The organism is Streptomyces sp. NBC_00568, assembly GCF_026341855.1.
Classification (GTDB): domain Bacteria; phylum Actinomycetota; class Actinomycetes; order Streptomycetales; family Streptomycetaceae; genus Streptomyces.
The window spans coordinates 6,222,375-6,247,865 of record NZ_JAPENW010000001.1; the positions used below are offsets into that span (position 1 = coordinate 6,222,375).

Consider the following 25,491-nt stretch of genomic DNA (forward strand, 5'->3'; position numbering starts at 1 on the left):
CGCAGATGGAGCGCCCCTCCGTACCGCATGCCGCTGTCGACGACGCGGCCCGGCTACTCGCCGGACAGCACCGCCTGCGCCGCGGTGCGCGCCTCTTCCGCCGTGTCCGTGGCACGTGCCGCCGAGGCGGCGCGCTCGCACTGGGCCAGCGTGTACTTGGCCAGCGTGGCCCGCACATAAGGAATCGACGCGGCACCCATCGAAAGGGAGGTGACGCCCAGACCGGTCAGCACACAGGCGAGCAGCGGGTCCGACGCGGCCTCACCACAGACACCACAGCTCTTGCCCTCGGCCTTCGCCGCCTCGGCGGACAGCGCGACCAGGTCGAGCAGCGCCGGCTGCCACGGGTCCTGCAGACGGGACACCGCGCCCACCTGCCGGTCGGCGGCGAACGTGTACTGCGCGAGGTCGTTCGTCCCCAAAGAGAGGAACTCGACCTCCTGCAGGATCGACCTCGCCCGCAGCGCGGCCGACGGGATTTCCACCATCGCGCCGAACTTCGCCCGGAGCCCGGCCGCACGGCACGCGTCCGCGAAGGCCTTGGCATCCGTACGGTCCGCGACCATCGGAGCCATGACCTCGAGGTAGACAGGCAGCCCCTCCGAAGCCTTCGCGAGGGCGGTGAGCTGCGTACGCAGCACATCCGGGTGGTCGAGCAGCGAACGCAGACCCCGCACACCGAGCGCGGGGTTCGGCTCGTCTGCCGGAGTCAGGAAGTCCAGCGGCTTGTCCGCGCCCGCGTCCAGCACCCGCACCACGACACGGCCCTCCGGGAAGGCCTCGAGCACCTGGCGGTATGCCTCTACCTGCTTCTCCTCCGACGGCGCCTGCTTGCTGTCGTCGAGGAAGAGGAACTCGGTACGGAACAGTCCGACGCCCTCGGCACCCGCCTCGACGGCCGCCGGTACGTCCGCAGGACCGCCGACGTTCGCCAGCAGCGGCACCTTGTGTCCGTCGGAGGTGGCACCGGGACCCGTCGAGGCGGAGAGCGCCGCCTTGCGCTGGGCCGCCGCGGCCTCCAGCTGCGCCTTCTTGTCCGCGCTCGGCTCCACGAAGATCTCCCCCGTGCTGCCGTCGACGGCGATCACGGTGCCTTCGGCGAGCTCACCGGCGCCGGGGAGGGCGACGACGGCCGGTACACCGAGCGCACGCGCCAGGATCGCGCTGTGGCTGGTCGGCCCGCCCTCCTCGGTGACGAAGCCGAGAACCAGCGTCGGGTCGAGCAGTGCCGTGTCGGCGGGAGCCAGGTCACGTGCAATAAGGACGTAGGGCTCGTCGCTGTCCGGGACGCCCGGCATGGGCACGCCGAGCAGCCGCGCGACGATACGGTTCCGCACGTCGTCCAGATCGGCCACGCGTCCGGCGAGGTACTCACCGGCGCCGGCGAGCAGCGCCCGGTACGCGGCGAACGCGTCGTAGACGGCACGCTCGGCCGTACTGCCGACGGCGATCCGCCGTTCCACATCGGCCATCAGCTCGGGGTCCTGGGCCATCATGGCCTGGGCCTCGAGTACCGCCTGGGCTTCGCCCCCCGCCAGATTGCCGCGCGCAATCAGGTCGGCTGCCACAGCTTCCACGGCCTTGCGGGCGCGCCCCTGTTCGCGCGCCGCGTCCTCCGCGGGGATCTGCTTGGCAGGCGGTTCAAGAACCGCCGTTCCCATGTGCCGAACCTCGCCGATCGCCACACCGTGGCTCACGCCGACGCCTCGCAGCGTTGTCTCCATCTCACCCGTCTCCGATAGTGCGGCAGGTCTCGCCGCCGTGATGGTTGTCGAACGCGCCGTCTTCGACAGCGTTGATGTCACTGCCAGCCGAAGAGCTCGTCGCCGGCCTTCACATCGCCGTCCTCGCGGACGTCGGAGAGGGAGTCCGCCGTGGCTTCGAGGGCCACGACCGGGCACACCGGGGACTTACCGGCGGCCTCGACCGCGGCCGGGTTCCACCGCACGACGCTCTGACCGCGCGTCACGGTGTCCCCCTTGTTGACGAGCAGCTCGAAGCCCTCGCCATTGAGCTGCACGGTGTCGATGCCCAGGTGCGTGAGTACACCGTGGCCCTCGCTGTCGACGACGACGAACGCGTGCGGGTGAAGAGAGACGATCACTCCGTCCACGGGGGCGACAGCCTCCGAGGGTTCACGCACGGGGTCGATCGCCGTGCCGGGGCCGACCATCGCTCCGGAGAACACGGGGTCCGGTACCGCGGCAAGGCCGATGGCGCGTCCTGCAAGAGGGGACGTCACTGTGGTCATGGGAAGCCTCCCAGGGGTGGAGATCTATATGGGCCGTCACTGCCTGTCCCGGACGGCGCACTGCTGAGCAGGGTATGTCATATGAAGTGCCGGTTCCGTGCGAGAGGTCCCGGTTGGCGTCCGTAGGGCACAGGGCAAACGATTTGCGCCCGCTCCCGGCACCGATGTAGAGTCGTACTCCTGCTTGAGGCTGAGCGGCGTGACCAAGCGTCGTTGCCCGGCAGCACCCAACTTGTCAGATCCTATCTCGGGGTCTCCTTCCGTATGTCTACGGGACGGTGGTCAGAGAGACGGAAAAGCACTGATAGAGTCGGACTCGCCGGAAAGGGAAACGCGGAAGCGGGAACCTGGAAAGCACCGAGGAAATCGGATACGGAAACGGTCTGATAGAGTCGGAAACGCAAGACCGAAGGGAAGCGCCCGGAGGAAAGCCCGAGAGGGTGAGTACAAAGGAAGCGTCCGTTCCTTGAGAACTCAACAGCGTGCCAAAAATCAACGCCAGATTTGTTGATACCCCGTCTCCGGCCGATCGGTCGGGACGTGGTTCCTTTGAAAAAGTCCTGCCGGGCACTGCCTGGTAGGCGCATCAGCGAGGACGCTGTGAACGACCGGTCCTATTCCGACCGGTTGTTCCGCTCTCGTGATGTCGTCCCGATTACGGGAAAACATTCACGGAGAGTTTGATCCTGGCTCAGGACGAACGCTGGCGGCGTGCTTAACACATGCAAGTCGAACGATGAAGCCCTTCGGGGTGGATTAGTGGCGAACGGGTGAGTAACACGTGGGCAATCTGCCCTTCACTCTGGGACAAGCCCTGGAAACGGGGTCTAATACCGGATAACACTCCTGCCTGCATGGGCGGGGGTTAAAAGCTCCGGCGGTGAAGGATGAGCCCGCGGCCTATCAGCTTGTTGGTGAGGTAGTGGCTCACCAAGGCGACGACGGGTAGCCGGCCTGAGAGGGCGACCGGCCACACTGGGACTGAGACACGGCCCAGACTCCTACGGGAGGCAGCAGTGGGGAATATTGCACAATGGGCGAAAGCCTGATGCAGCGACGCCGCGTGAGGGATGACGGCCTTCGGGTTGTAAACCTCTTTCAGCAGGGAAGAAGCGAAAGTGACGGTACCTGCAGAAGAAGCGCCGGCTAACTACGTGCCAGCAGCCGCGGTAATACGTAGGGCGCAAGCGTTGTCCGGAATTATTGGGCGTAAAGAGCTCGTAGGCGGCTTGTCACGTCGGTTGTGAAAGCCCGGGGCTTAACCCCGGGTCTGCAGTCGATACGGGCAGGCTAGAGTGTGGTAGGGGAGATCGGAATTCCTGGTGTAGCGGTGAAATGCGCAGATATCAGGAGGAACACCGGTGGCGAAGGCGGATCTCTGGGCCATTACTGACGCTGAGGAGCGAAAGCGTGGGGAGCGAACAGGATTAGATACCCTGGTAGTCCACGCCGTAAACGGTGGGAACTAGGTGTTGGCGACATTCCACGTCGTCGGTGCCGCAGCTAACGCATTAAGTTCCCCGCCTGGGGAGTACGGCCGCAAGGCTAAAACTCAAAGGAATTGACGGGGGCCCGCACAAGCAGCGGAGCATGTGGCTTAATTCGACGCAACGCGAAGAACCTTACCAAGGCTTGACATACACCGGAAAGCATTAGAGATAGTGCCCCCCTTGTGGTCGGTGTACAGGTGGTGCATGGCTGTCGTCAGCTCGTGTCGTGAGATGTTGGGTTAAGTCCCGCAACGAGCGCAACCCTTGTTCTGTGTTGCCAGCATGCCCTTCGGGGTGATGGGGACTCACAGGAGACTGCCGGGGTCAACTCGGAGGAAGGTGGGGACGACGTCAAGTCATCATGCCCCTTATGTCTTGGGCTGCACACGTGCTACAATGGCAGGTACAAAGAGCTGCGAAGCCGTGAGGCGGAGCGAATCTCAAAAAGCCTGTCTCAGTTCGGATTGGGGTCTGCAACTCGACCCCATGAAGTCGGAGTTGCTAGTAATCGCAGATCAGCATTGCTGCGGTGAATACGTTCCCGGGCCTTGTACACACCGCCCGTCACGTCACGAAAGTCGGTAACACCCGAAGCCGGTGGCCCAACCCCTTGTGGGAGGGAGCTGTCGAAGGTGGGACTGGCGATTGGGACGAAGTCGTAACAAGGTAGCCGTACCGGAAGGTGCGGCTGGATCACCTCCTTTCTAAGGAGCATCTAGGCCGCCAGGCATTGCCTGGTGGTCCAGGGCCATTACGTCGGCACACGTTCGGCGGTGGTTGCTCATGGGTGGAACGTTGATTATTCGGCACTTTCAGTCATCTCGGGCTGCCAGTACTGCTCTTCGGAGCGTGGAAAGCTGATCATGAGTGGCGAGGGTGTCGGGCACGCTGTTGGGTGTCTGAAGGTACGGCCGAGAGGCTGCCTTCAGTGCCGGCCCCAGTGCACTCGAACTACTGGTTCGGGGTGATGGGTGGTTGGTCGTTGTTTGAGAACTGCACAGTGGACGCGAGCATCTGTGGCCAAGTTTTTAAGGGCGCACGGTGGATGCCTTGGCACCAGGAACCGATGAAGGACGTGGGAGGCCACGATAGTCCCCGGGGAGCCGTCAACCAGGCTTTGATCCGGGGGTTTCCGAATGGGGAAACCCGGCAGTCGTCATGGGCTGTCACCCTTGCCTGAACACATAGGGCAAGTGGAGGGAACGCGGGGAAGTGAAACATCTCAGTACCCGCAGGAAGAGAAAACAACCGTGATTCCGGGAGTAGTGGCGAGCGAAACCGGATGAGGCCAAACCTTGTATGTGTGAGACCCGGCAGGGGTTGCATGCAAGGGGTTGTGGGATCTCTCTTTCACAGTCTGCCGGCTGTGAGGCGAGTCAGAAACCGTTGATGTAGGCGAAGGACATGCGAAAGGTCCGGCGTAGAGGGTAAGACCCCCGTAGTCGAAACATCAACGGCTCGTTTGAGAGACACCCAAGTAGCACGGGGCCCGAGAAATCCCGTGTGAATCTGGCGGGACCACCCGCTAAGCCTAAATATTCCCTGGTGACCGATAGCGGATAGTACCGTGAGGGAATGGTGAAAAGTACCGCGGGAGCGGAGTGAAATAGTACCTGAAACCGTGTGCCTACAAGCCGTGGGAGCGTCGCGCATTGAGTTTACTCAGTGCGTCGTGACTGCGTGCCTTTTGAAGAATGAGCCTGCGAGTTTGCGGTGCGTTGCGAGGTTAACCCGTGTGGGGAAGCCGTAGCGAAAGCGAGTCCGAATAGGGCGATTCAGTAGCGCGCTCAAGACCCGAAGCGGAGTGATCTAGCCATGGGCAGGTTGAAGCGGCTGTAAGAGGTCGTGGAGGACCGAACCCACCAGGGTTGAAAACCTGGGGGATGACCTGTGGTTAGGGGTGAAAGGCCAATCAAACTCCGTGATAGCTGGTTCTCCCCGAAATGCATTTAGGTGCAGCGTCGTGTGTTTCTTGCCGGAGGTAGAGCACTGGATAGGCGATGGGCCCTACCGGGTTACTGACCTTAGCCAAACTCCGAATGCCGGTAAGTGAGAGCGCGGCAGTGAGACTGTGGGGGATAAGCTCCATGGTCGAGAGGGAAACAGCCCAGAGCATCGACTAAGGCCCCTAAGCGTACGCTAAGTGGGAAAGGATGTGGAGTCGCACAGACAACCAGGAGGTTGGCTTAGAAGCAGCCACCCTTGAAAGAGTGCGTAATAGCTCACTGGTCTAGTGATTCCGCGCCGACAATGTAGCGGGGCTCAAGCGTACCGCCGAAGTCGTGTCATTGCAGCAATAGGGCCAACGCCCGCTGTGATGGGTAGGGGAGCGTCGTGTGCCGGGTGAAGCCGCGCCGGAAGGCAGTGGTGGACGGTTCACGAGTGAGAATGCAGGCATGAGTAGCGATACACACGTGAGAAACGTGTGCGCCGATTGACTAAGGGTTCCTGGGTCAAGCTGATCTGCCCAGGGTAAGTCGGGACCTAAGGCGAGGCCGACAGGCGTAGTCGATGGATAACCGGTTGATATTCCGGTACCCGCTGTGAAGCGTCAAACATTGAACCAGGCGATGCTAAGTCCGTGAAGCCGCCCCGGAGCCTTCGGGCAAAGGGGAGTGGTGGAGCCGACGGACCAGACCTGCAGTAGGTGAGTGATGGGGTGACGCAGGAAGGTAGTCCATCCCGGGCGGTGGTTGTCCCGGGGTAAGGGTGTAGGCCGTGTGATAGGCAAATCCGTCACACATCAAGGCTGAGACCTGATGCCGAGCCGATTGTGGTGAAGTGGATGATCCTATGCTGTCGAGAAAAGCCTCTAGCGAGTTTCATGGCGGCCCGTACCCTAAACCGACTCAGGTGGTCAGGTAGAGAATACCGAGGCGTTCGGGTGAACTATGGTTAAGGAACTCGGCAAAATGCCCCCGTAACTTCGGGAGAAGGGGGGCCATCACTGGTGATCCGATTTACTCGGTGAGCTGGGGGTGGCCGCAGAGACCAGCGAGAAGCGACTGTTTACTAAAAACACAGGTCCGTGCGAAGCCGTAAGGCGATGTATACGGACTGACGCCTGCCCGGTGCTGGAACGTTAAGGGGACCGGTTAGTCACTCTTCGGGGTGGCGAAGCTGAGAACTTAAGCGCCAGTAAACGGCGGTGGTAACTATAACCATCCTAAGGTAGCGAAATTCCTTGTCGGGTAAGTTCCGACCTGCACGAATGGCGTAACGACTTCTCGACTGTCTCAACCATAGGCCCGGTGAAATTGCACTACGAGTAAAGATGCTCGTTTCGCGCAGCAGGACGGAAAGACCCCGGGACCTTTACTACAGTTTGATATTGGTGTTCGGTTCGGCTTGTGTAGGATAGGTGGGAGACTTTGAAGTCATGGCGCCAGCCATGGTGGAGTCGCCGTTGAAATACCACTCTGGTCGTGCTGGATGTCTAACCTGGGTCCGTGATCCGGATCAGGGACAGTGTCTGATGGGTAGTTTAACTGGGGCGGTTGCCTCCTAAAGAGTAACGGAGGCGCCCAAAGGTTCCCTCAGCCTGGTTGGTAATCAGGTGTTGAGTGTAAGTGCACAAGGGAGCTTGACTGTGAGACCGACGGGTCGAGCAGGGACGAAAGTCGGGACTAGTGATCCGGCGGTGGCTTGTGGAAGCGCCGTCGCTCAACGGATAAAAGGTACCCCGGGGATAACAGGCTGATCTTCCCCAAGAGTCCATATCGACGGGATGGTTTGGCACCTCGATGTCGGCTCGTCGCATCCTGGGGCTGGAGTCGGTCCCAAGGGTTGGGCTGTTCGCCCATTAAAGCGGTACGCGAGCTGGGTTTAGAACGTCGTGAGACAGTTCGGTCCCTATCCGCTGTGCGCGTAGGAATATTGAGAAGGGCTGTCCCTAGTACGAGAGGACCGGGACGGACGAACCTCTGGTGTGCCAGTTGTCCTGCCAAGGGCATGGCTGGTTGGCTACGTTCGGGAGGGATAACCGCTGAAAGCATCTAAGCGGGAAGCCTGCTTCGAGATGAGTATTCCCACCCCCTTGAGGGGTTAAGGCTCCCAGTAGACGACTGGGTTGATAGGCCAGATCTGGAAGGCGGGCAACCGCTGGAGGTGACTGGTACTAATAGGCCGAGGGCTTGTCCTCAGTTGCTCGCGTCCACTGTGTTGGTTCTGAAACCACGAACAACCGTCGTAGCTATGCCACGGCTCCGGTTGACAGTTTCATAGTGTTTCGGTGGTCATAGCGTGAGGGAAACGCCCGGTTACATTCCGAACCCGGAAGCTAAGCCTCACAGCGCCGATGGTACTGCAGGGGGGACCCTGTGGGAGAGTAGGACGCCGCCGAACTAAAATTAGAGCTCCGGCTCTCGGGAATTCATCCCGAGAGCCGGAGCTTTTTTGTTTTCCGGCAGGTTTTCCCCGTGACGCCTCCCCCTCTGCGCTGCGGCGTCGGGGCTGCGGGTAAGGTCAGGGGGCATCGTTGGCTCATTTCCCACAGGAGGCCCCCGGGTGGAGGTCCAGGAGACCCGCGTTCAGACGGACCGGGTCCTCACCATCCCGAACATCCTCAGCATGGCGCGCCTCGTCGGCGTACCCGTCTTCCTGTGGTTGATCCTCAGGCCGGAGTTCGGCGGCCCCAACAGCGACGGCTGGGCGCTGCTCATCCTCATGCTGAGCGGTATCACCGACTATCTGGACGGGAAGCTCGCCCGGCGCTGGAACCAGATCAGCAGCCTCGGCCGGCTACTGGATCCCGCGGCGGACCGGCTCTACATTCTGTCGACGCTCGTCGGCCTCACCTGGCGCGAGATTCTTCCGATCTGGCTGACGGCCGCCCTACTGGCACGCGAGCTGGTTCTGCTGGTGATGGTGTGGATCCTCCGGCGCCACGGCTATCCGCCCCCGCAGGTGAACTTCCTCGGGAAGGCGGCCACCTTCAACCTGATGTACGCCTTCCCGTTGCTGCTGCTCAGTGACGCGAGCGGTTGGATCGCGTCACTCGGCGCTATTTTCGGATGGGCGTTCGCCGGATGGGGTACAACCCTCTATTGGTGGGCAGGAGTCCTCTACGTGGTGCAGGTCCGCCGGTTGGTCCGGGCGGACACCATGGCCGATTGAGCTCGGCCCGATTGGGCGGCTGCAGTAGTGCCCCGATGGCCCGCGCTCGAAAACTGCGGGACAATCAGGACGGGTGAAGTCGGCTGTACCGTCGTCTCTTCAAGGAGGACGCTTCCGACATGAAGGCCGTCGTGATGGCCGGAGGTGAAGGCACACGCCTTCGCCCTATGACCTCAAGCATGCCCAAGCCGCTCCTGCCGGTGGTGAACCGCCCGATCATGGAGCATGTGCTCAGGCTGCTCAAAAGGCATGGGCTCAACGAGACCGTCGTTACCGTCCAGTTCCTGGCCTCGCTGGTCAAGAACTACTTCGGTGACGGTGAAGAGCTCGGCATGGAGCTCACCTATGCCAATGAGGAGAAGCCCCTCGGCACTGCCGGGAGCGTCAAGAACGCCGAGGACGCGTTGAAGGACGACGCGTTTCTCGTCATCTCCGGTGATGCGCTCACCGACTTCGATCTCACCGAGCTCATCAATTTCCACAAGGAGAAGGGCGCGCTCGTCACCGTCTGTCTGACGCGCGTCCCCAACCCGCTGGAATTCGGGATCACCATCGTGGACGAGGAAGGCAAGGTCGAACGCTTCCTGGAGAAGCCGACCTGGGGCCAGGTCTTCTCGGACACAGTGAACACCGGCATCTATGTCATGGAGCCCGAGGTCTTCGACTACGTCGAGGCCGATGTCTCCGTCGACTGGTCCGGAGACGTCTTTCCCCAGCTCATGAAGGAAGGCAAGCCGGTCTACGGCTATATCGCCGAGGGCTACTGGGAGGACGTCGGTACTCACGAGAGCTATGTGAAGGCGCAGGCCGACGTCCTGGAGGGCAAGGTCGACGTCGAGCTCGACGGGTTCGAGATCTCCCCGGGCGTATGGGTCGCCGAGGGCGCCGAGGTGCATCCGGACGCGGTGCTGCGCGGGCCCCTGTACATCGGTGACTACGCCAAGGTCGAGGCCAACGCCGAAATCCGCGAACACACCGTCATCGGTTCCAACGTCGTCGTCAAGACCGGCGCCTTCCTGCACAGAGCTGTCGTGCACGACAACGTGTACATCGGCCAGCACTGCAATCTGCGCGGCTGCGTGATCGGAAAGAACACCGACATCATGCGAGCCGCGCGGATCGAGGACGGCGCTGTCATCGGCGACGAATGCCTCGTAGGTGAAGAATCGATCATTCAGGGCAACGTCCGTGTCTATCCGTTCAAGACCATCGAGGCCGGCGCCTTCGTCAACACCTCGGTGATCTGGGAGTCGAGAGGGCAGGCACAGCTCTTCGGCGCCCGCGGTGTGTCCGGGATCCTGAATGTGGAGATCACCCCGGAACTCGCCGTGCGCCTCGCGGGGGCGTACGCGACGACCCTCAAGAAGGGCTCCACCGTCACCACGGCCCGTGATCACTCCCGAGGTGCTCGCGCGCTGAAACGGGCCGTGATCTCGGCGTTGCAGGCAAGCGCCATCGACGTGCGCGACCTGGAGAACGTACCGCTGCCGGTGGCCCGGCAGCAGACGGCCCGGGGCAGTGCGGGCGGAATCATGATCCGGACGACACCCGGAGTGCCGGACTCCGTCGACATCATGTTCTTCGACGAGCAGGGCGCCGACCTGTCGCAGGGCGGGCAGCGGAAGCTCGACCGGGTGTTCGCGCGGCAGGAGTACCGGCGCGCGTTCCCCGGCGAGATCGGGGATCTGCATTTCCCGGCCAGTGTCTTCGACTCCTACACGGGATCGCTCCTGCGGAACGTCGACACCACCGGTATCGCGGATTCCGGGCTGAAGGTGGTCGTCGACGCCTCCAACGGCAGTGCGGGACTGGTGCTGCCCAGCCTGCTGGGCAAGCTCGGGGTCGATTCCCTGACCATCAACCCCGGTCTCGACGAGTCCAGGCCGACCGAGACCGCGGACACACGGCGGGCCGGCCTGGTGCGGCTGGGCGAGATCGTCGCTTCGGCGCGAGCCGCGTTCGGAGTGCGTTTCGACCCGGTGGGCGAGCGGCTGTCGCTCGTCGACGAGAAGGGACGGATTGTCGAGGACGACCGGGCCCTGCTCGTCATGCTCGACCTGGTGGCCGCGGAGCGGCGCAGTGGGCGGGTGGCGCTGCCGGTCACCACCACACGGATCGCCGAGCAGGTGGCGGCGTACCACGGCACGCAGGTGGAGTGGACGACCACGTCGCCTGACGACCTGACGAGGGTGGGCCGCGAGGAGACGACGATCTTCGGCGGTGACGGGCGCGGCGGCTTCATCATTCCCGAGTTCAGCGGCGTCTTCGACGGCGCGGCCGCGTTCGTCCGGCTCATCGGTCTTGTGGCGCGGACACAGCTCACGCTCAGCCAGATCGACGCGCGGATTCCGCGGGCGCATGTCCTCAAGCGGGACCTGGCGACGCCGTGGGCCGTGAAGGGGCTGGTGATGCGCCGGGTCGTGGAGGAGGCGGGAGACCGCTTCGTGGACACGACGGACGGTGTGCGGGTCGTGGAGACGGACGGGCGCTGGGTGATGGTGCTGCCCGACCCCGCCGAGGCGGTCACCCATCTGTGGGCGGAGGGACCGGACGACGCTTCCGCGGAGGCCCTGCTCGACGAGTGGGCGGCCGTTGTGGACAGCGCCGGACGCTGAAACGATCTTCACTCGTGCGTGTCGGACAAGTGTCCCCAAGGGGGCCTGTCCGGCACGCTGGTGGGGCCATTCGGAGGTAGCACCCGCGACGTGCGACGATGTGCGGCATGCCGCAGCAGCCCCCCGTTCGGAGCAGCGCTCCGCGCCCCCCGCGCCCGGACGCCTCCATGTCGCTGCTCACCAACGTCATGGACCACAGCCTCGACGACGGATACGCCGAGGCGGCCGCCCGCAGGGAGGCCGAGGGCGCCGGCGGCATGCCGAAGACGCTCCGGTCCAAGCTGGGTCTTGCCGCTGGTCTGGTACTCGCGGCGCTCGTGGTCACCGTGGGGGCGGCGAACGCGCGGATCGCGGCTCCTGTCGTCGCCAAGGAGCGCCAGGAGCTGATCGACCGCATCGAGCGGGAGACGTCCGCGGCGGACAAGCTGGAGAACAACGTCGACACCTTGCGTGCCGATGTGAGTGCCCGCCAGCGCGAGGCGCTCAAGAAGGACGGCGGCGGTGAGCAGGCCGACCTCGTGAGCATCCTGTCGGGTGCCACCGATGTGCACGGCCCGGGTGTGAAGCTCGTCGTGAACGACGCCAAGGAAGCCAGCACGGGCGGTGACGGCAGCAATCCGAGGGAGACCTCGGGGTTCTCCGACACCGGACGCGTGCGGGACCGTGACATGCAGCGCGTGGTCAACGGTCTGTGGGAGTCGGGCGCCGAGGCCATCGCCATCAACGGACAGCGGCTGACCGCCCTCTCGGCCATCAGGGCCGCGGGTGACGCGATACTGGTCGACAACAAGCCGCTCGTGCCGCCGTACACGGTGCTCGCGGTGGGGGACGGTCAGCGGCTCAGCACCAGGTTCCAGAACAGCGCCGACGGGCTGTATCTGCATGCCCTGCAGGAGAACTACGGCATCAGGACCGGCATCTCCGTCGAGGGGGACGTCCGGTTGTCCGCCGCACCGAGTGTGATCGTACGTACAGCAGAGCCGAGCACAGAGAAGGGCACACCGTGATCGCCGTACTGGGCCTCGTCGTGGGAGTCGTGGCTGGATTGTTGGTCCGGCCCGAGGTTCCGGCGGTTGTCGAGCCTTACCTTCCGATCGCCGTCGTGGCGGCGCTCGACGCCGTGTTCGGCGGTCTGCGCGCGATGCTCGACGGCATCTTCGACGACAAGGTCTTCGTGGTCTCGTTCCTGTCGAACGTGGTCGTCGCCGCGCTGATCGTCTTCCTGGGCGACAAGTTGGGTGTGGGTGCCCAGCTCTCCACCGGTGTCGTGGTCGTCCTCGGCATCCGTATCTTCTCGAACGCCGCGGCGATCCGTCGGCACGTTTTCCGGGCGTGAGGGCGATGAGTAAGAGCAACGAGGACGAAGTCCCCGAGAACCCGCTGCGCAGAGAGCTGCCGGCAGAGGTCTCCGCGGCCGCTGAGGAGCCCGAGCCGGAGAAGGCCGAGGAGAACGGCGAGCCGTCGCTCTCCGGCCGTCAGAGGCTGGGCAAGGGGTTGTGGCCGCCGCGTGTGTCGCGCGCCCAACTCATCGTCGCGGTGCTGCTGTTCGGCCTCGGCTTCGGCCTGGCGGTCCAGGTGGCGTCCAACAGCGACGGCGACAGCGCCCTGCGCGGAGCGCGCCAAGAGGATCTCGTGCGCATTCTCGATGAACTCGACAACCGAACTCAGCGTCTTGAGGACGAGAAGCAGGGTCTCGAGGATCAGCGCACCGAGCTGGAGAACAGCTCGGACCAGGCCGAGGAGGCCCGCAAGCAGACGGTCGAGAAGGAGAAGCAACTCGGCATTCTGGCGGGCACCGTAGCCGCTCAGGGACCCGGCATCACCCTGACGATCGACGACACGAAGGGGACGGTCAAGGCGGACATGCTGCTCGACGCGATCCAGGAGCTGCGCGCGGCCGGCGCGGAGGCGATCCAGGTGAACGGTGTACGCGTGGTCGCCGGTACCTATCTCGCCGATTCCGGCAGCGGAGTGAAGGTCGACGGGAACAAGATCACCCAGCCCTATCGTTTCAAGGTCATCGGCAAGCCTCAGGACCTTGAGCCGGCGCTGAACATCCCGGGAGGCGTGGTGCAGACACTGGAGAAGGAGCAGGCCACCGTCACGGTGGACCGCTCGACGAAGATCGTCGTGGACGCCTTGCGACCGGCGGAGCGGCCTGACTACGCTCGGTCGTCCTCCCGGTGAACCGGGGGCGCATGCGGACCGCCGGGCGAGGGCATGAGGTTGCGGGGGGTCGGCGCACCGAATGGGTGGTGCGTGGTGGAAACTGTCTGGTGGATACGGACGTTGTGAGGATGTCCGGGTCGACCGGTGTGTTCAATCAGGGTTCGTCCTGCCCCACGGGCGGGTCTGTTTCGGTCAAGGGGAATCGCCCGTGAAGTTGTTTGCGAAGTTGTTCGGCAAGAGCGCGCGAGAGGGCAGCGGTGACAACGCGACTGCCCGGCACCGCGCACCGCGCCAGGGAGACGCGGAGGCCCAGGGCGGCGACCGCCCGTTGTTCCGGGACCAGGTCACCGGTCCCGGTGGTCAGGGCGCGTCGTCTGTTGACCCTGCCCAGCCCGGCCGCATAGGTTTCGGGGACCCGTCAGCCTCAAGCACGGGTGGAGGGTTCGCCCCCGATCCGTATGCGTCCCATGCCCCTGGTGGGCAGCCGCGGCAGGAGGATCCGTCCATGTCGGCCCAGGTGTGTACGAGGTGCGGTAACCGCAACGCGGAGAACAGCCGGTTCTGCTCCAACTGCGGTGCGCCGCTGCGGGGCGCCGCGGAGCGTCCGTCGGAGACGACGTCCACGATCTCCATCTCCGGCATCGAGGCCTACGACGCCGAGGTGACGGGCCAGACGCCGTCGCCGATGCTCTCCCCGGAGGCTCAGGCGGCGGTCGACGCGCTGCCGGTCGGCTCGGCGCTGCTGGTGGTGCGCCGTGGCCCGAACTCGGGCAGCCGCTTCCTGCTGGACGGTGAGCTGACCACGGCCGGGCGTCATCCGCAGAGCGACATCTTCCTGGACGACGTGACCGTGTCGCGTCGGCATGTTGAGTTCCGTCGTGTGGCGGACGGTTCGTTCACGGTCGCCGACGTCGGCAGCCTGAACGGCACGTACGTCAACCGGGAGCGGATCGACCAGGTCCCGCTGTCGAACGGTGACGAGGTGCAGATCGGCAAGTACCGGCTGGTGTTCTACGCGAGCCAGCGGGGCATCTGACCCTCCCCCAACTCCGTCCGGGGGGACACCGAGGGAATGTCCATGCTTCAAACACCGAGCGGCGGTGCCGGCAGCGGTACCGCCGCGGCGGACAGTGGGCTGATGAGCATCGGCGCGGTGCTGAACGTCCTGCGCGACGAGTTCCCCGAAGTCACCATCTCCAAGATCAGGTTCCTGGAGTCGGAGGGGCTCGTCGAGCCGCGGCGGACCCCTTCGGGGTATCGCAAGTTCAGCACGAACGACGTCGAGCGCCTCGGCCACGTCCTGAGGATGCAGCGTGACCACTACCTGCCGCTGAAGGTGATCCGCGAGCACCTGGACGCGCTGGAGCGCGGTGAGCAGGTGCGTCTGCCCTCCGTGGGGCGCCAGCGCGGCTCGGGTGACGGAGAACCCCTCGGAGAGCTCTACGGCGAGCCCGAGGGGCCCACGGCGGCCCGGGTGGGCCGTGAGGAGTTGCTGGCCGCCGCGGAGATCGGCGAGCAGGAGCTCCAGGAATGGGAGTCGTACGGGCTGATCGGCCCGTTGCCCGACGGTGTCTACGACGCCGAGGCGGTGACCGTCGCCGCGCTCGTCGTCGAGCTGGGACGCTTCGGGATCGAGCCGCGCCATCTGCGGGCGATGAAGGCGGCGGCGGAGCGCGACGCGGGCCTCGTGGACCAGGTGGTCGGGCCCCTGCGGCGGCACCGCAATCCGCAGACCCGGGCCCACGCGGAGGCCCGTACGAAGGAGCTCGCGGGCCTCACGGTGAAGCTGCACGCGGCGCTCGTGCAGACCGCGCTGGGAGTGCGACTGCGCTGATCCGGGCCACCGGCGCGGGCTGTGGATCGTCCACCCGTTCTGTGCCCGACTACCCAAACGTCCCGGGCACGGCCTAGGGTTGCTGTGTGAACGAGCTCGATGTCGTAGGTGTCCGGGTCGAAATGCCCTCCAACCAACCGATCGTGCTTCTGCGTGAAGTGGGAGGCGACCGCTACCTCCCCATCTGGATCGGACCGGGGGAGGCGACGGCGATCGCTTTCGCTCAGCAGGGCATGGCCCCGGCGCGACCGCTGACCCACGACCTGTTCAAGGACGTGCTGGAGGCCGTCGGCCAGGAGCTCACCGAAGTACGCATCACGGACCTGCGCGAAGGCGTCTTCTACGCCGAGCTCGTGTTCGCCAGCGGCGTCGAGGTGAGCGCCCGTCCGTCCGACGCCATAGCGCTCGCCCTGCGCACCGGGACGCCGATCTACGGCAGCGACGGCGTGCTCGACGACGCGGGCATCGCGATCCCGGACGAGCAGGAGGACGAGGTGGAGAAGTTCCGTGAGTTCCTCGACCAGATCTCGCCCGAGGACTTCGGCACCAACAGCCAGTGACGCCGGGGAGCGGAGGGAAGCTCCGGGTGGCATTTGCCCGCGGCGAGTGTGGTGTGCCGCGGCCCGTGCCGGGAGCATTCGGCTAGCCTTTCCCCGCGGTAGGGCACGGGAAACCACTCTTAGGGTGATTATCACTCGGCGTGCCGAGTGTGGCGATCGTTGACGCGCCCCTGGTGACTGCCTACCGTCGAGAAGGCAGGTCAAGGACGGAGGTCGGCGTGAGAAGCAGCGGCGACGGTACGGCTGGGGGTGCCCCCGGACGCGGTCTGGGGGAGAGCGGCCCGTACCCTCCCCCAAGCTCTCGGCTCGACTCGAGCAGGGGGCACCCTCATCATGGCGGCGCGGCCGATCAGGTTCCGCGGCGGCCGACGGCAGTGCCCGGCGAGGGAGAGGCTGTTCCCGAGGAGGTCGGTTACCGGGGACCCACGGCGTGCGCCGCCGCGGGCATCACCTACCGGTAGCTGGACTACTGGGCGCGGACCGGGCTGGTCGAGCCCAGTGTGCGTCCCGCCTACGGGTCGGGGACGCAGCGTCTCTACAGCTTCCGGGACGTGGTGGTCCTGAAGATCGTCAAGCGGTTCCTCGACACCGGGGTGTCGCTGCAGAACATCCGCACCACGGTCCAGCACCTGAGGGAGCGCGGCTTCCAGGACCTGGGGCGCATGACGCTGATGAGCGACGGTGCGACGGTCTACGAGTGCACCTCGCCCGACGAGGTCCACGCGTTGCTGCAGGGCGGCCAGGGGGTCTTCGGGATCGCCGTGGGCGTCGTGTGGCGGGACGTCGAGGGCGCCCTGTCGCAGCTGCACGGAGAGCGTGTGGACACTGGTGAGACGCTCCTCGGGCACAATCCCGCGGACGAACTGGCGCGGAGACGCAACCGCGCGGTGTGACGCGTGGGACCTTCGATGACGTGATGCCCCGGCGTGCCGGGGCATTGTCAGTGGCGTAGGGCAGCATCGGACATGTGAGAACCGCGCCCACGATCCTGCATCTCGACATGGATGCCTTCTTCGCCTCGGCGGAGCAGGCGTCCAAGCCGAGCCTGCGCGGGAAAGCCGTCGTCGTGGGCGGACTCGGACCACGTGGGGTCGTCGCCACGGCCTCGTACGAGGCCCGCGTCTTCGGGGTGAACTCGGCGATGCCCATGGCCCAGGCACGGCGGCGCGCTCCGAACGCCGCCTATCTCGTGCCGCGCTTCGGGCTCTACCGGGAGGTCAGCGAGCAGGTGATGGGCCTGCTGCGGGCCCTGTCGCCGCTGGTGGAGCCGCTGAGCCTGGACGAGGCGTTCGTGGACCTGGAGGCGGGCGGGACGGCCTGGGACGACGCCTCGGCGCGGCTGGCCGGTGCCAAGCTGCGCGCGGACATCCGGGCGGTCACGGGGCTCACGGGGTCGGTGGGGCTGGCCGCCTCCAAGATGCTGGCGAAGATCGCCTCGGAGCAGGCCAAGCCCGACGGTCTCGTGCTGATCGAGCCGGGCACCGAGCGCGCGATGCTGGGACCGATGTCGGTGCGGACGCTGCCGGGTGTGGGGCCGGCGACCGGCGACCATCTGCGGCGGGCGGGCATCACCACCGTCGAGGAACTCGCCGAGGCGGGTGAGGACGAGCTCGTACGCCTGCTGGGGAAGGCTCACGGGCACGCGCTGTTCGCGATGGCGCTGGCCCACGACGACCGGCCCGTGGTGGCCGAGCGGGAGACCAAGTCGGTGTCGGTCGAGGACACGTACGACGTGGACATCCACGACCGGGTCCGGGTGGGGCGGGAGGTGGCGCGGCTCGCGGACCGGTGTGTGCGGCGGCTGCGCGGGGCCGGACTGTCGGGGCGGACGATCGTGCTGAAGGTGCGCAGGTACGACTTCTCGACGCTGACCCGGTCAGAGACGCTGCGGGGGCCCACGGACGATGTCGGAGTCGTGCGGGAGGCCGCCGCGCGGCTGCTGGAGGGCGTGGACACGACCGGAGGCGTACGTCTGCTGGGGGTCGGCGTCTCCGGGCTCGCCGACTACACGCAGGAGGATCTGTTCGCGCAGGCCCAAGCCCAAGCCCAGGTCCAGGCCTCTGCCGCCGAGCCGACGGCCGAGGAACATCCGGCGGACGAGCCGGCGGAAGGTGCCGCAGCGGAGGAGGAGGCGCCGGCCGAGCGGCGGTGGCCCTCGGGGCACGACGTGCGGCACGCCGAGCACGGGCACGGATGGGTGCAGGGGAGCGGGCTGGGGCGGGTCACGGTCCGGTTCGAGACGCCGTACTCCGAGCCCGGGCGGGTGCGGACGTTCCGGACGGACGATCCGCGGCTGGAACCGGCGGATCCGCTGCCTCTGGTGGAGCGAAGACCCGAGACGGCCGACGAGTCGCCGGCCGGTTCCGGGCCGGGGGCGTCGGAAGCCGGGACACAGGATCCGGACCCTGGGTCTCAGGCGTCGTCCGTGCCCGCGAGTCGGCCGAAGTCCCGGTCCGGCGGCGGGGGAGGGGCTGCCACGTCGAGACCGTAGTGGTGGTAGAGCTGGAGTTCCTGTTCGGGGGAGAGGTGACGTCCGACACCGAAGTCGGGGGCGTCCTTGATCAGGGCGCGTTCGAAGGGAATGCGCAGGGTCCCCTCGACGACTTCGCTCGGCTCCAGGGGAACGAAGGCGTCCCTGCTGAACAGGCCGGTGCGTATGGCCGCCCACTCCGGGACCCCGGTCGCGTCGTCGAGGTAGACCTCGTCGATCGTGCCGATCTTGGTGCCGTTGCTGTCGAACGCCTTGCGGCCGATCAGGTTGCGCGGATCGATGTCGGTCTGCACGGTCCCTCCACGTGGTCGCAAACTCATCCGTAAGTACTACAAAAGAGCACATTAGGGAAGGCGGCCACTCGAAGCTCGTGTCTTGTCCTCGCTGGTAGGCTGGCAGACGGCTGCTGATCCCGTGCGGGAGAGTCCTCCAGACTTCACCGGAGGCGCCGAAGGAGCAAATCCTCCCCGGAATCTCTCAGGCTCACGTACCGCACGGACGAGGTCACTCTGGAAAGCAGGGCGGGTGCCGATGGCCTCCGCTCTCACCGACGGTGAAAGCCGGACCGTCCAAGGACGCTCCGGTGAAACTCTCAGGTTGAGATGACAGAGGGGGAGGCCGTCGGGGTACCCGTGCCGGGGTGCCCCTCGAAGGTCGCGTCAGACCAGGAGGCCTCCGCCATGACCGCCCCTCGCATTTCGCTCTCCGAGCTCGAACAGGGAATCCCCTTCGAGCAGCGTCACATCGGGCCCGACTCCGAAGCACGGGCCAAGATGCTCGCGCACGTCGGATACGGCTCGCTCGACGAGCTGACGGCCGCCGCGGTGCCGGACGTGATCAAGAACGTCGAGGCCCTGAAGCTGCCGGCCGCGCGCACCGAGGCCGAGGTACTGGCCGAGCTCCGCTCCCTCGCGGACCGCAACCAGGTGCTCGGCTCGATGATCGGCCTCGGTTACTACGGCACGTTCACGCCGCCGGTGATCCTGCGCAACGTCATGGAGAACCCGGCCTGGTACACCGCGTACACGCCGTACCAGCCGGAGATCTCGCAGGGCCGTCTCGAGGCGCTGCTGAACTTCCAGACCGTCGTCGCCGAGCTGACCGGACTGCCGACGTCCGGTGCCTCGCTGCTCGACGAGGGCACCGCCGCCGCCGAGGCGATGGCGCTGTCCCGCCGTATGGGCAAGAACAAGAAGGGCCTCTTCCTGGTCGACGCGGACGCGCTGCCGCAGACCATCGCCGTCATCGAGACCCGCGCCGAGCCGACCGGTGTCGAGGTCGTCGTCGCCGACCTCGGCGAGGGCATCCCGGCCGACCTGGCCGGGCGCGAGATCAACGGCGTGCTGATCCAGTACCCGGGTGCCTCCGGTGCCGTACGCGACATCAAGCCGATCATCGAGCAGGCGCACGGGCTGGGCGCGGTCGTCACCGTCGCCGCCGATCTGCTCGCCCTGACCCTGCTGACCTCGCCCGGCGAGCTCGACGCGGACATCGCGGTCGGTACGACGCAGCGCTTCGGTGTGCCGATGGGCTTCGGCGGACCGCACGCCGGTTACATGGCGGTGCGCGAGAAGTTCGCGCGCAGCCTCCCCGGCCGGCTGGTCGGTGTGTCCGTGGACGCCGACGGGCACAAGGCGTACCGCCTCGCCCTGCAGACGCGTGAGCAGCACATCCGCCGTGAGAAGGCGACCAGCAACATCTGTACGGCTCAGGTCCTGCTCGCCGTGATGGCCGGTATGTACGCCGTCTACCACGGCCCCGACGGCCTGCGGACCATCGCGCGGCGTACCCACCGCTACGCCACCCTCCTGGCCGCGGGTCTCACCGCCGGCGGCGTCGAGATCGTGCACGGTGCGTACTTCGACACGCTCACCGTCCGGGTCCCGGGCCGCGCCGCCGAGATAGTGGCCGCCGCCCGCGACCACGGCGTCAACCTCCACCCCGTCGACGCCGACCATGTGTCGATCTCGTGCGACGAGACGACCACGCGCGAGCAGCTCGCCGCCGTGTGGACCGCGTTCGGTGTCGAGGGCGACGTCGAGGCGCTGGACGCGAGCGCCGAGGACACCCTGCCGGCCGCGCTGCTGCGCACCGACGAGTACCTCACGCACCCCGTGTTCCACGACCACCGCTCCGAGACGGCGATGCTGCGCTACCTGCGCAGGCTCTCCGACCGCGACTACGCGCTCGACCGCGGCATGATCCCGCTGGGCTCCTGCACGATGAAGCTCAACGCGACCACCGAGATGGAGCCGGTCACCTGGCCCGAGTTCGGGCAGCTGCACCCCTTCGTGCCCGCCGAGCAGGCGCGCGGTTACCTGACGCTCATCCACGAGCTGGAGGACCAGCTCGCCGAGGTCACCGGCTACGACAAGGTGTCGCTCCAGCCCAACGCCGGTTCGCAGGGCGAGCTGGCCGGTCTGCTGGCCGTCCGCGGCTACCACCGCGCCAACGGTGACGACCAGCGCACCGTCTGCCTGATCCCGTCCTCCGCGCACGGCACCAACGCCGCCAGCGCCGTGATGGCCGGCATGAAGGTCGTCGTCGTGAAGACCGCGGACGACGGCGAGATCGACGTCGAGGACCTGCGGGCCAAGATCGAGCAGTACCGCGACGAGCTGTCGGTCCTGATGATCACGTACCCCTCGACGCACGGGGTGTTCGAGGAGCACGTCGCCGACATCTGCGCCCAGGTGCACGAGGCCGGCGGCCAGGTCTACGTCGACGGCGCCAACCTCAACGCCCTGGTGGGCCTCGCCAAGCCGGGCCACTTCGGCGGCGACGTCTCGCACCTGAACCTGCACAAGACCTTCTGCATCCCGCACGGCGGCGGCGGTCCGGGCGTCGGTCCGGTCGGTGTGCGCGCGCACCTGGCGCCGTACCTGCCGAACCACCCGCTTCAGCCGGAGGCCGGTCCGGAGACCGGTGTCGGCCCGATCTCGGCCGCTCCCTGGGGCTCCGCGGGCATCCTGCCCATCTCCTGGTCGTACGTCCGCCTGATGGGCGGCGAGGGCCTCAAGCGCGCCACGCAGGTGGCCGTGCTCTCCGCGAACTACATCGCCAAGCGCCTGGAGCCGCACTTCCCGGTGCTGTACACCGGCCCCGGTGGCCTGGTCGCGCACGAGTGCATCATCGACCTGCGCCCCCTCACCAAGGCGACCGGCGTCAGCGTCGACGACATCGCCAAGCGCCTGATCGACTACGGCTTCCACGCGCCGACGATGTCGTTCCCGGTGGCCGGCACGCTGATGATCGAGCCGACCGAGTCCGAGGACCTGGGCGAGGTCGACCGGTTCTGCGACGCGATGATCGCGATCCGCGCGGAGATCGAGAGGGTCGGTTCGGGCGAGTGGGCCGTGGACGACAACCCGCTGCGCGGGGCGCCGCACACCGCCGCCGCGCTCGGCGGCGACTGGGAGCACCCGTACAGCCGCGAGGAGGCCGTCTTCCCGGCCGGTGTCTCGGCCGCCGACAAGTACTGGCCGCCGGTGCGCCGCATCGACCAGGCGTACGGCGACCGCAACCTCGTCTGCTCCTGCCCGCCGCTGGACGCCTACGAGGACTGATCAGCGCTCGGCACGTGGACGCCTACGGGGAGTGATCACCCTCGGACATGCGTCGGGGCCGGTTCGGAGAGTACGTCTCCGGGCCGGCCCCTCGTGTGTCTGGGCGGCCTGTCACGGCCGCCCGGGTCGTGCGGCTCAGGCGGCCGTCATCACCGGTGCGCCGCCCAGCGGGCGGTGCGGGGCGATGATCTGGCCGTCCGGCAGGAGCTCACCGGTGTCCTCGAAGAGCAGAACGCCGTTGCACAGCAGGCTCCATCCCTGCTCCGGGTGGTGCGCCACAAGGCGGGCGGACTCCCGGTCGGCTGATTCGGCTGAGGGACACGGCGGCTGGTGCTGGCACATGGATGGGATCTTTCGCTGGGTCGAGTCGTGAGTGATGGCAGTGGTGTCTGTCGTGCGGCTTGAAGTGCTCATGGCCGCCCCCCGTTGGTGTGTGGTCCGGAACCCAGTGTTGCCCCACGGGCGTGAATCCGCAGGGATTTGCGGGCACCGCTTCTCACAGGTTCATGACGCGTCACCCGAGCGGAGGGTTCACCTCAACTGCACTGCCCTTTTGGGTGGTTCGAGGTGGCCGAATAGGGCTAGTCAGGTCGGGCCCGGAGCGCGTTTTCCCTCGTACGAGCGCTACGGGGCCCTAACGAGCGAGCGGCAATTCCCGCTCGCGACAGCGACGTGCCCCGCGGCCGGGTGACGGCGGCGGGGCACGGGGGATGTCGGGGCTCAGGCGGGTGAGCTGAGCAGGGGCCCGGGGGTGACCCGGTGGGTGAGGACCGGCAGCAGTTCGGCGACGCGGTGCGGACGGTGTGCGGCGATGCCGGGCGGGGCGGGTGCGAGCGGGACCAGGAGGTCGGTGGCGGCCGGATGGCCGGTGGCGCCGTCCGCCGTGCAGTCGCCGTGCAGCCAGAGGGTGAGCATGTACAGCTCGGGTACGGACAACAGGCGCGCCTGGTAGGGCTGTTGCATGGTCTCGGCCTGCCGCACGGCGTGTTCCGTCGCGGCGATGTAGGGGCCCTCGAAGAAGCGTGAGAACGCCCAGCCGTCCGGAGTCAGCATGGTGTCGGCCGCGGCCACCGCGCGCTCGCCGCAGCGGATCAGGAAGCGCCATCCCGCGAGCCGGGTGGTGGAGGCGCCCTCGGGAGTGATGCGGTCCAGGACGTGGACGGGCAGCGGGAGTTCGGGAGTGGCGGGTCCCTGGGCCAGGCGCAGGGACGGGGTACGGGCTTCGCGGACAGCGGTGGGGGAACCGAGTGCCGTGAGAACGGTGCGCAGGGCGGGCGCGGGAGCCGGGGGTACGTGCAGCGGCATGGTGGGTCGCCTCTCATTCGACAGGCACAGTGGCGCGAGGGCGGGGGCGGACGGCGCTGTCAGCTCTCGGGTCAGAGGGGCGAGGGGTCTGGATCTGCCGACAGGTTGTCGCCTGTCGCCGTCACCGAGACGACAGGGCCTAGGACCGCGAGCGCCAACTCTCTGCCTCGGTAGCGGAGTTTATACGACGCGTGTTCAGACGGTGTTTCGTCTAGTCGTCCCGAATATGAAGAACAAGTCGCTATTCGGTCGATGAAATGAGGAGTTCATCCCGATTCTGCGCGCTCGAACCGCGGTGACCTCGGAATACCTCGCCGTAGCGGTCGGCCGATTCTCGTCGGCGTTTTTCACGAGATCATGTCGGGCGGTAAACTTGCGTATTGCTTCATGCCCGGTGAATGTGCCCGGGGACCGGGGTCCAGCGTAGCGGTCGAAGAGCGCGCACGGGACGTTATGGATCGCGTTGCCTGGGCATCATCCCCCGTGACCCGGGACGCCAGGGCCGGATCATCGGCCTGCCCATCCGAGGAGGGACACTTCGATGGGGGAGAAGGTCGTGGCAGGGACGTTCGGCCTGTCCGATCGGCAGCACTACCGCGACAAGCTCCGGCAGTGTCTGACGGGGCTGGAGCGACTGCTGGGGGAGAAGCGGTTCGATCGCCCGAAGAACCTGATGGGTCTGGAGATCGAATTGAATCTCGCAGGCCCCGACGGCATGCCGAGGATGATGAATGCCCAAGTACTCGAAAGGATTGCGAGCCGCGATTTCCAAACAGAACTCGCCATGTTCAACCTGGAAGTCAACATAGCCCCACACCGCCTGGGCGGCCGGGTATTCGACCGGCTCGCCGAGGAGATCCGCACTTCGCTCGCGTATGCCCATCGGAAAGCCAGCGAGGTCGACGCCGGAATCGTGATGATCGGAATCCTGCCGACGCTCGGCCAGGACGACCTGGTGTCCTCGAACCTCTCGGACGTCGACCGCTACACGCTGCTCAACGACCAGATCGTCGCCGCGCGCGGAGAGGACTTCGAGCTCGACATCGACGGTGTCGAGCGCCTGGTCTGCAGGTCGGCGTCCATCGCGCCCGAGGCCGCCTGCACCTCGGTGCAGTTGCATCTCCAGGTCACGCCGGGCCGTTTCGCGGATGTGTGGAACGCCGCGCAGGCGGTCGCCGCCCCGCAGGTCGCGGTCGGAGCCAACTCGCCGTTCCTGTTCGGGCACGAGCTGTGGCGGGAGTCGAGGCCACCGCTCTTCCAGCAGTCCACCGACACCCGGCCACCGGAACTTCAGGCGCAGGGCGTCAGACCGCGCACCTGGTTCGGCGAGCGGTGGGTCACCTCGGCGTACGACCTCTTCGAGGAGAATCTGCGGTTCTTCCCGCCGCTGCTGCCCATCTGCGACGAGGAGGACCCCATCGGTGTCCTCGACGCCGGGGGCGTACCCAAGCTCGCCGAACTGGTGCTGCACAACGGCACGGTGTACCGCTGGAACCGGCCCGTGTACGGCATCGCCGACGGCGTCCCGCATCTGCGCGTCGAGAATCGGGTGCTGCCCGCCGGTCCGACCGTCACCGACGTCATCGCCAACGCCGCCTTCTACTACGGGCTGGTCCGCGCGCTCGCCGAGGAGCCGCGACCGGTATGGACACGGCTGTCCTTCGAGGCGGCCGCCGCCAATTTCGACGCGGCCTGCCGGTACGGCATCGACGCGCGCCTGGAGTGGCCGCGGCGCGGCCGTTACGGCGGAACCACGCAGGTGGACGCCGCGAACCTGATCCGCGACGAGCTGCTGCCGCTCGCGGCCGCGGGGCTCGACGCGTGGGGTGTCGAGCCGGCCGACCGGGACTTCTACCTGGGCGTGATCGAGGACCGGTGCCGGCTGCGCGTCAACGGCGCGACCTGGCAGGCGGCCACCTTCCACCGGGCCCTGGAAAAGGGGCTCGGGCGGGATGCCGCGCTGGCCGCCACGACGCGGAGGTACGGCGAGCTGATGCATCTCGGGGAGCCGGTGCACACCTGGCCGGTGGGCCTGCCCGAGCCGGTTCCGCTGGGGTGACGCGGGGCGGTGTGCCGGTGCCCCCCCGGCTGACGC

16 protein-coding genes, 3 rRNA genes, 1 pseudogene and 1 riboswitch are annotated in these 25,491 nt (G+C 66.6%); of the genes and pseudogenes, 15 read left to right on the forward strand and 5 right to left on the reverse strand.

From position 1 onward, the window contains the following. Positions 1-53: 53 nt before the first annotated feature. Positions 54-1,724: a phosphoenolpyruvate--protein phosphotransferase gene (ptsP, locus tag OOK38_RS27055; protein WP_266756291.1), complete on the reverse strand. Its 1,671-nt coding sequence runs from the start codon at positions 1,722-1,724 to the stop codon at positions 54-56. Positions 1,725-1,801: 77 nt separating this feature from the next. Next, complete coding sequence (locus OOK38_RS27060) at positions 1,802-2,251, reverse strand: PTS glucose transporter subunit IIA (RefSeq protein WP_266756289.1); 450 nt, start codon at positions 2,249-2,251, stop codon at positions 1,802-1,804. A gap of 668 nt (positions 2,252-2,919) precedes the next feature. On the opposite strand from OOK38_RS27060, the gene OOK38_RS27065 reads away from it, so the two are divergent. The 13 genes and pseudogenes from OOK38_RS27065 (at position 2,920) to OOK38_RS27125 (ending at position 18,525) form a co-directional block, all read left to right on the forward strand. Beyond that, positions 2,920-4,445 (forward strand): 16S ribosomal RNA (locus tag OOK38_RS27065). A 314-nt stretch (positions 4,446-4,759) separates the two neighbouring features. Beyond that, a 23S ribosomal RNA gene (locus OOK38_RS27070) occupies positions 4,760-7,882 on the forward strand. Positions 7,883-7,968: 86 nt separating this feature from the next. Continuing rightward, positions 7,969-8,085: ribosomal RNA gene (gene rrf, locus OOK38_RS27075) — 5S ribosomal RNA — on the forward strand. Together the 16S, 23S and 5S rRNA genes form the textbook arrangement of a ribosomal RNA operon. 162 nt (positions 8,086-8,247) lie before the next feature. After that, on the forward strand, positions 8,248-8,856 hold the full coding sequence (locus tag OOK38_RS27080) for a CDP-alcohol phosphatidyltransferase family protein (protein WP_266756287.1): 609 nt from the start codon (positions 8,248-8,250) through the stop codon (positions 8,854-8,856). 119 nt (positions 8,857-8,975) lie between these two features. Further along, the gene (locus OOK38_RS27085; RefSeq protein WP_266756285.1) at positions 8,976-11,471 is read left to right on the forward strand and encodes a mannose-1-phosphate guanyltransferase; all 2,496 of its coding nucleotides are present in this window, start codon (positions 8,976-8,978) and stop codon (positions 11,469-11,471) included. Positions 11,472-11,569: 98 nt separating this feature from the next. After that, entirely contained in the window at positions 11,570-12,478 is a 909-nt protein-coding gene (locus OOK38_RS27090; RefSeq protein ID WP_266756283.1) for a DUF881 domain-containing protein, read from the forward strand. After that, positions 12,475-12,807: a small basic family protein gene (locus OOK38_RS27095; RefSeq protein ID WP_003988855.1), complete on the forward strand. Its 333-nt coding sequence runs from the start codon at positions 12,475-12,477 to the stop codon at positions 12,805-12,807. Before OOK38_RS27090 ends, OOK38_RS27095 begins: the two co-directional genes overlap by 4 nt. A gap of 5 nt (positions 12,808-12,812) precedes the next feature. Next, positions 12,813-13,658, forward strand: a complete 846-nt coding sequence (locus tag OOK38_RS27100) for a DUF881 domain-containing protein (RefSeq protein WP_266756282.1) — start codon at positions 12,813-12,815, stop codon at positions 13,656-13,658. A gap of 61 nt (positions 13,659-13,719) precedes the next feature. Beyond that, positions 13,720-14,676: an FHA domain-containing protein gene (locus OOK38_RS27105; protein ID WP_266756280.1), complete on the forward strand. Its 957-nt coding sequence runs from the start codon at positions 13,720-13,722 to the stop codon at positions 14,674-14,676. Positions 14,677-14,718: 42 nt separating this feature from the next. Then, a complete protein-coding gene (locus OOK38_RS27110) occupies positions 14,719-15,474 on the forward strand; it encodes a MerR family transcriptional regulator (RefSeq protein ID WP_266756278.1) in 756 nt (251 codons plus the stop codon). A gap of 86 nt (positions 15,475-15,560) precedes the next feature. Further along, entirely contained in the window at positions 15,561-16,034 is a 474-nt protein-coding gene (locus OOK38_RS27115; protein ID WP_006123076.1) for a bifunctional nuclease family protein, read from the forward strand. Between the two features lie 374 nt (positions 16,035-16,408). Then, positions 16,409-16,927, forward strand: a pseudogene (locus OOK38_RS27120) (MerR family transcriptional regulator). A gap of 74 nt (positions 16,928-17,001) precedes the next feature. Then, entirely contained in the window at positions 17,002-18,525 is a 1,524-nt protein-coding gene (locus OOK38_RS27125; RefSeq protein WP_266756274.1) for a DNA polymerase IV, read from the forward strand. Here the strand turns inward: OOK38_RS27125 and OOK38_RS27130 are convergent. After that, positions 18,447-18,818, reverse strand: coding sequence for a PRC-barrel domain-containing protein (locus tag OOK38_RS27130; protein WP_266756272.1), 372 nt, complete (start codon positions 18,816-18,818; stop codon positions 18,447-18,449). The genes OOK38_RS27125 and OOK38_RS27130 overlap by 79 nt on opposite strands. 114 nt (positions 18,819-18,932) lie before the next feature. Next, positions 18,933-19,028: riboswitch (glycine riboswitch) on the forward strand. Between the two features lie 177 nt (positions 19,029-19,205). Here OOK38_RS27130 and gcvP point away from each other — a divergent pair. Beyond that, a complete protein-coding gene (gene gcvP / locus OOK38_RS27135; protein WP_266756270.1) occupies positions 19,206-22,091 on the forward strand; it encodes an aminomethyl-transferring glycine dehydrogenase in 2,886 nt (961 codons plus the stop codon). Positions 22,092-22,226: 135 nt separating this feature from the next. Here the strand turns inward: gcvP and OOK38_RS27140 are convergent, their stop codons facing one another. Then, positions 22,227-22,433 (reverse strand): DUF5999 family protein, encoded by a 207-nt coding sequence (locus OOK38_RS27140; RefSeq protein WP_323178830.1) that lies wholly within the window; start codon positions 22,431-22,433, stop codon positions 22,227-22,229. A 378-nt stretch (positions 22,434-22,811) separates the two neighbouring features. Beyond that, positions 22,812-23,396, reverse strand: coding sequence for a hypothetical protein (locus OOK38_RS27145; RefSeq protein ID WP_266756267.1), 585 nt, complete (start codon positions 23,394-23,396; stop codon positions 22,812-22,814). Positions 23,397-23,937: 541 nt separating this feature from the next. Here OOK38_RS27145 and OOK38_RS27150 point away from each other — a divergent pair. Further along, a complete protein-coding gene (locus tag OOK38_RS27150; RefSeq protein ID WP_266756266.1) occupies positions 23,938-25,455 on the forward strand; it encodes a glutamate--cysteine ligase in 1,518 nt (505 codons plus the stop codon). Positions 25,456-25,491 lie beyond the last annotated feature (36 nt).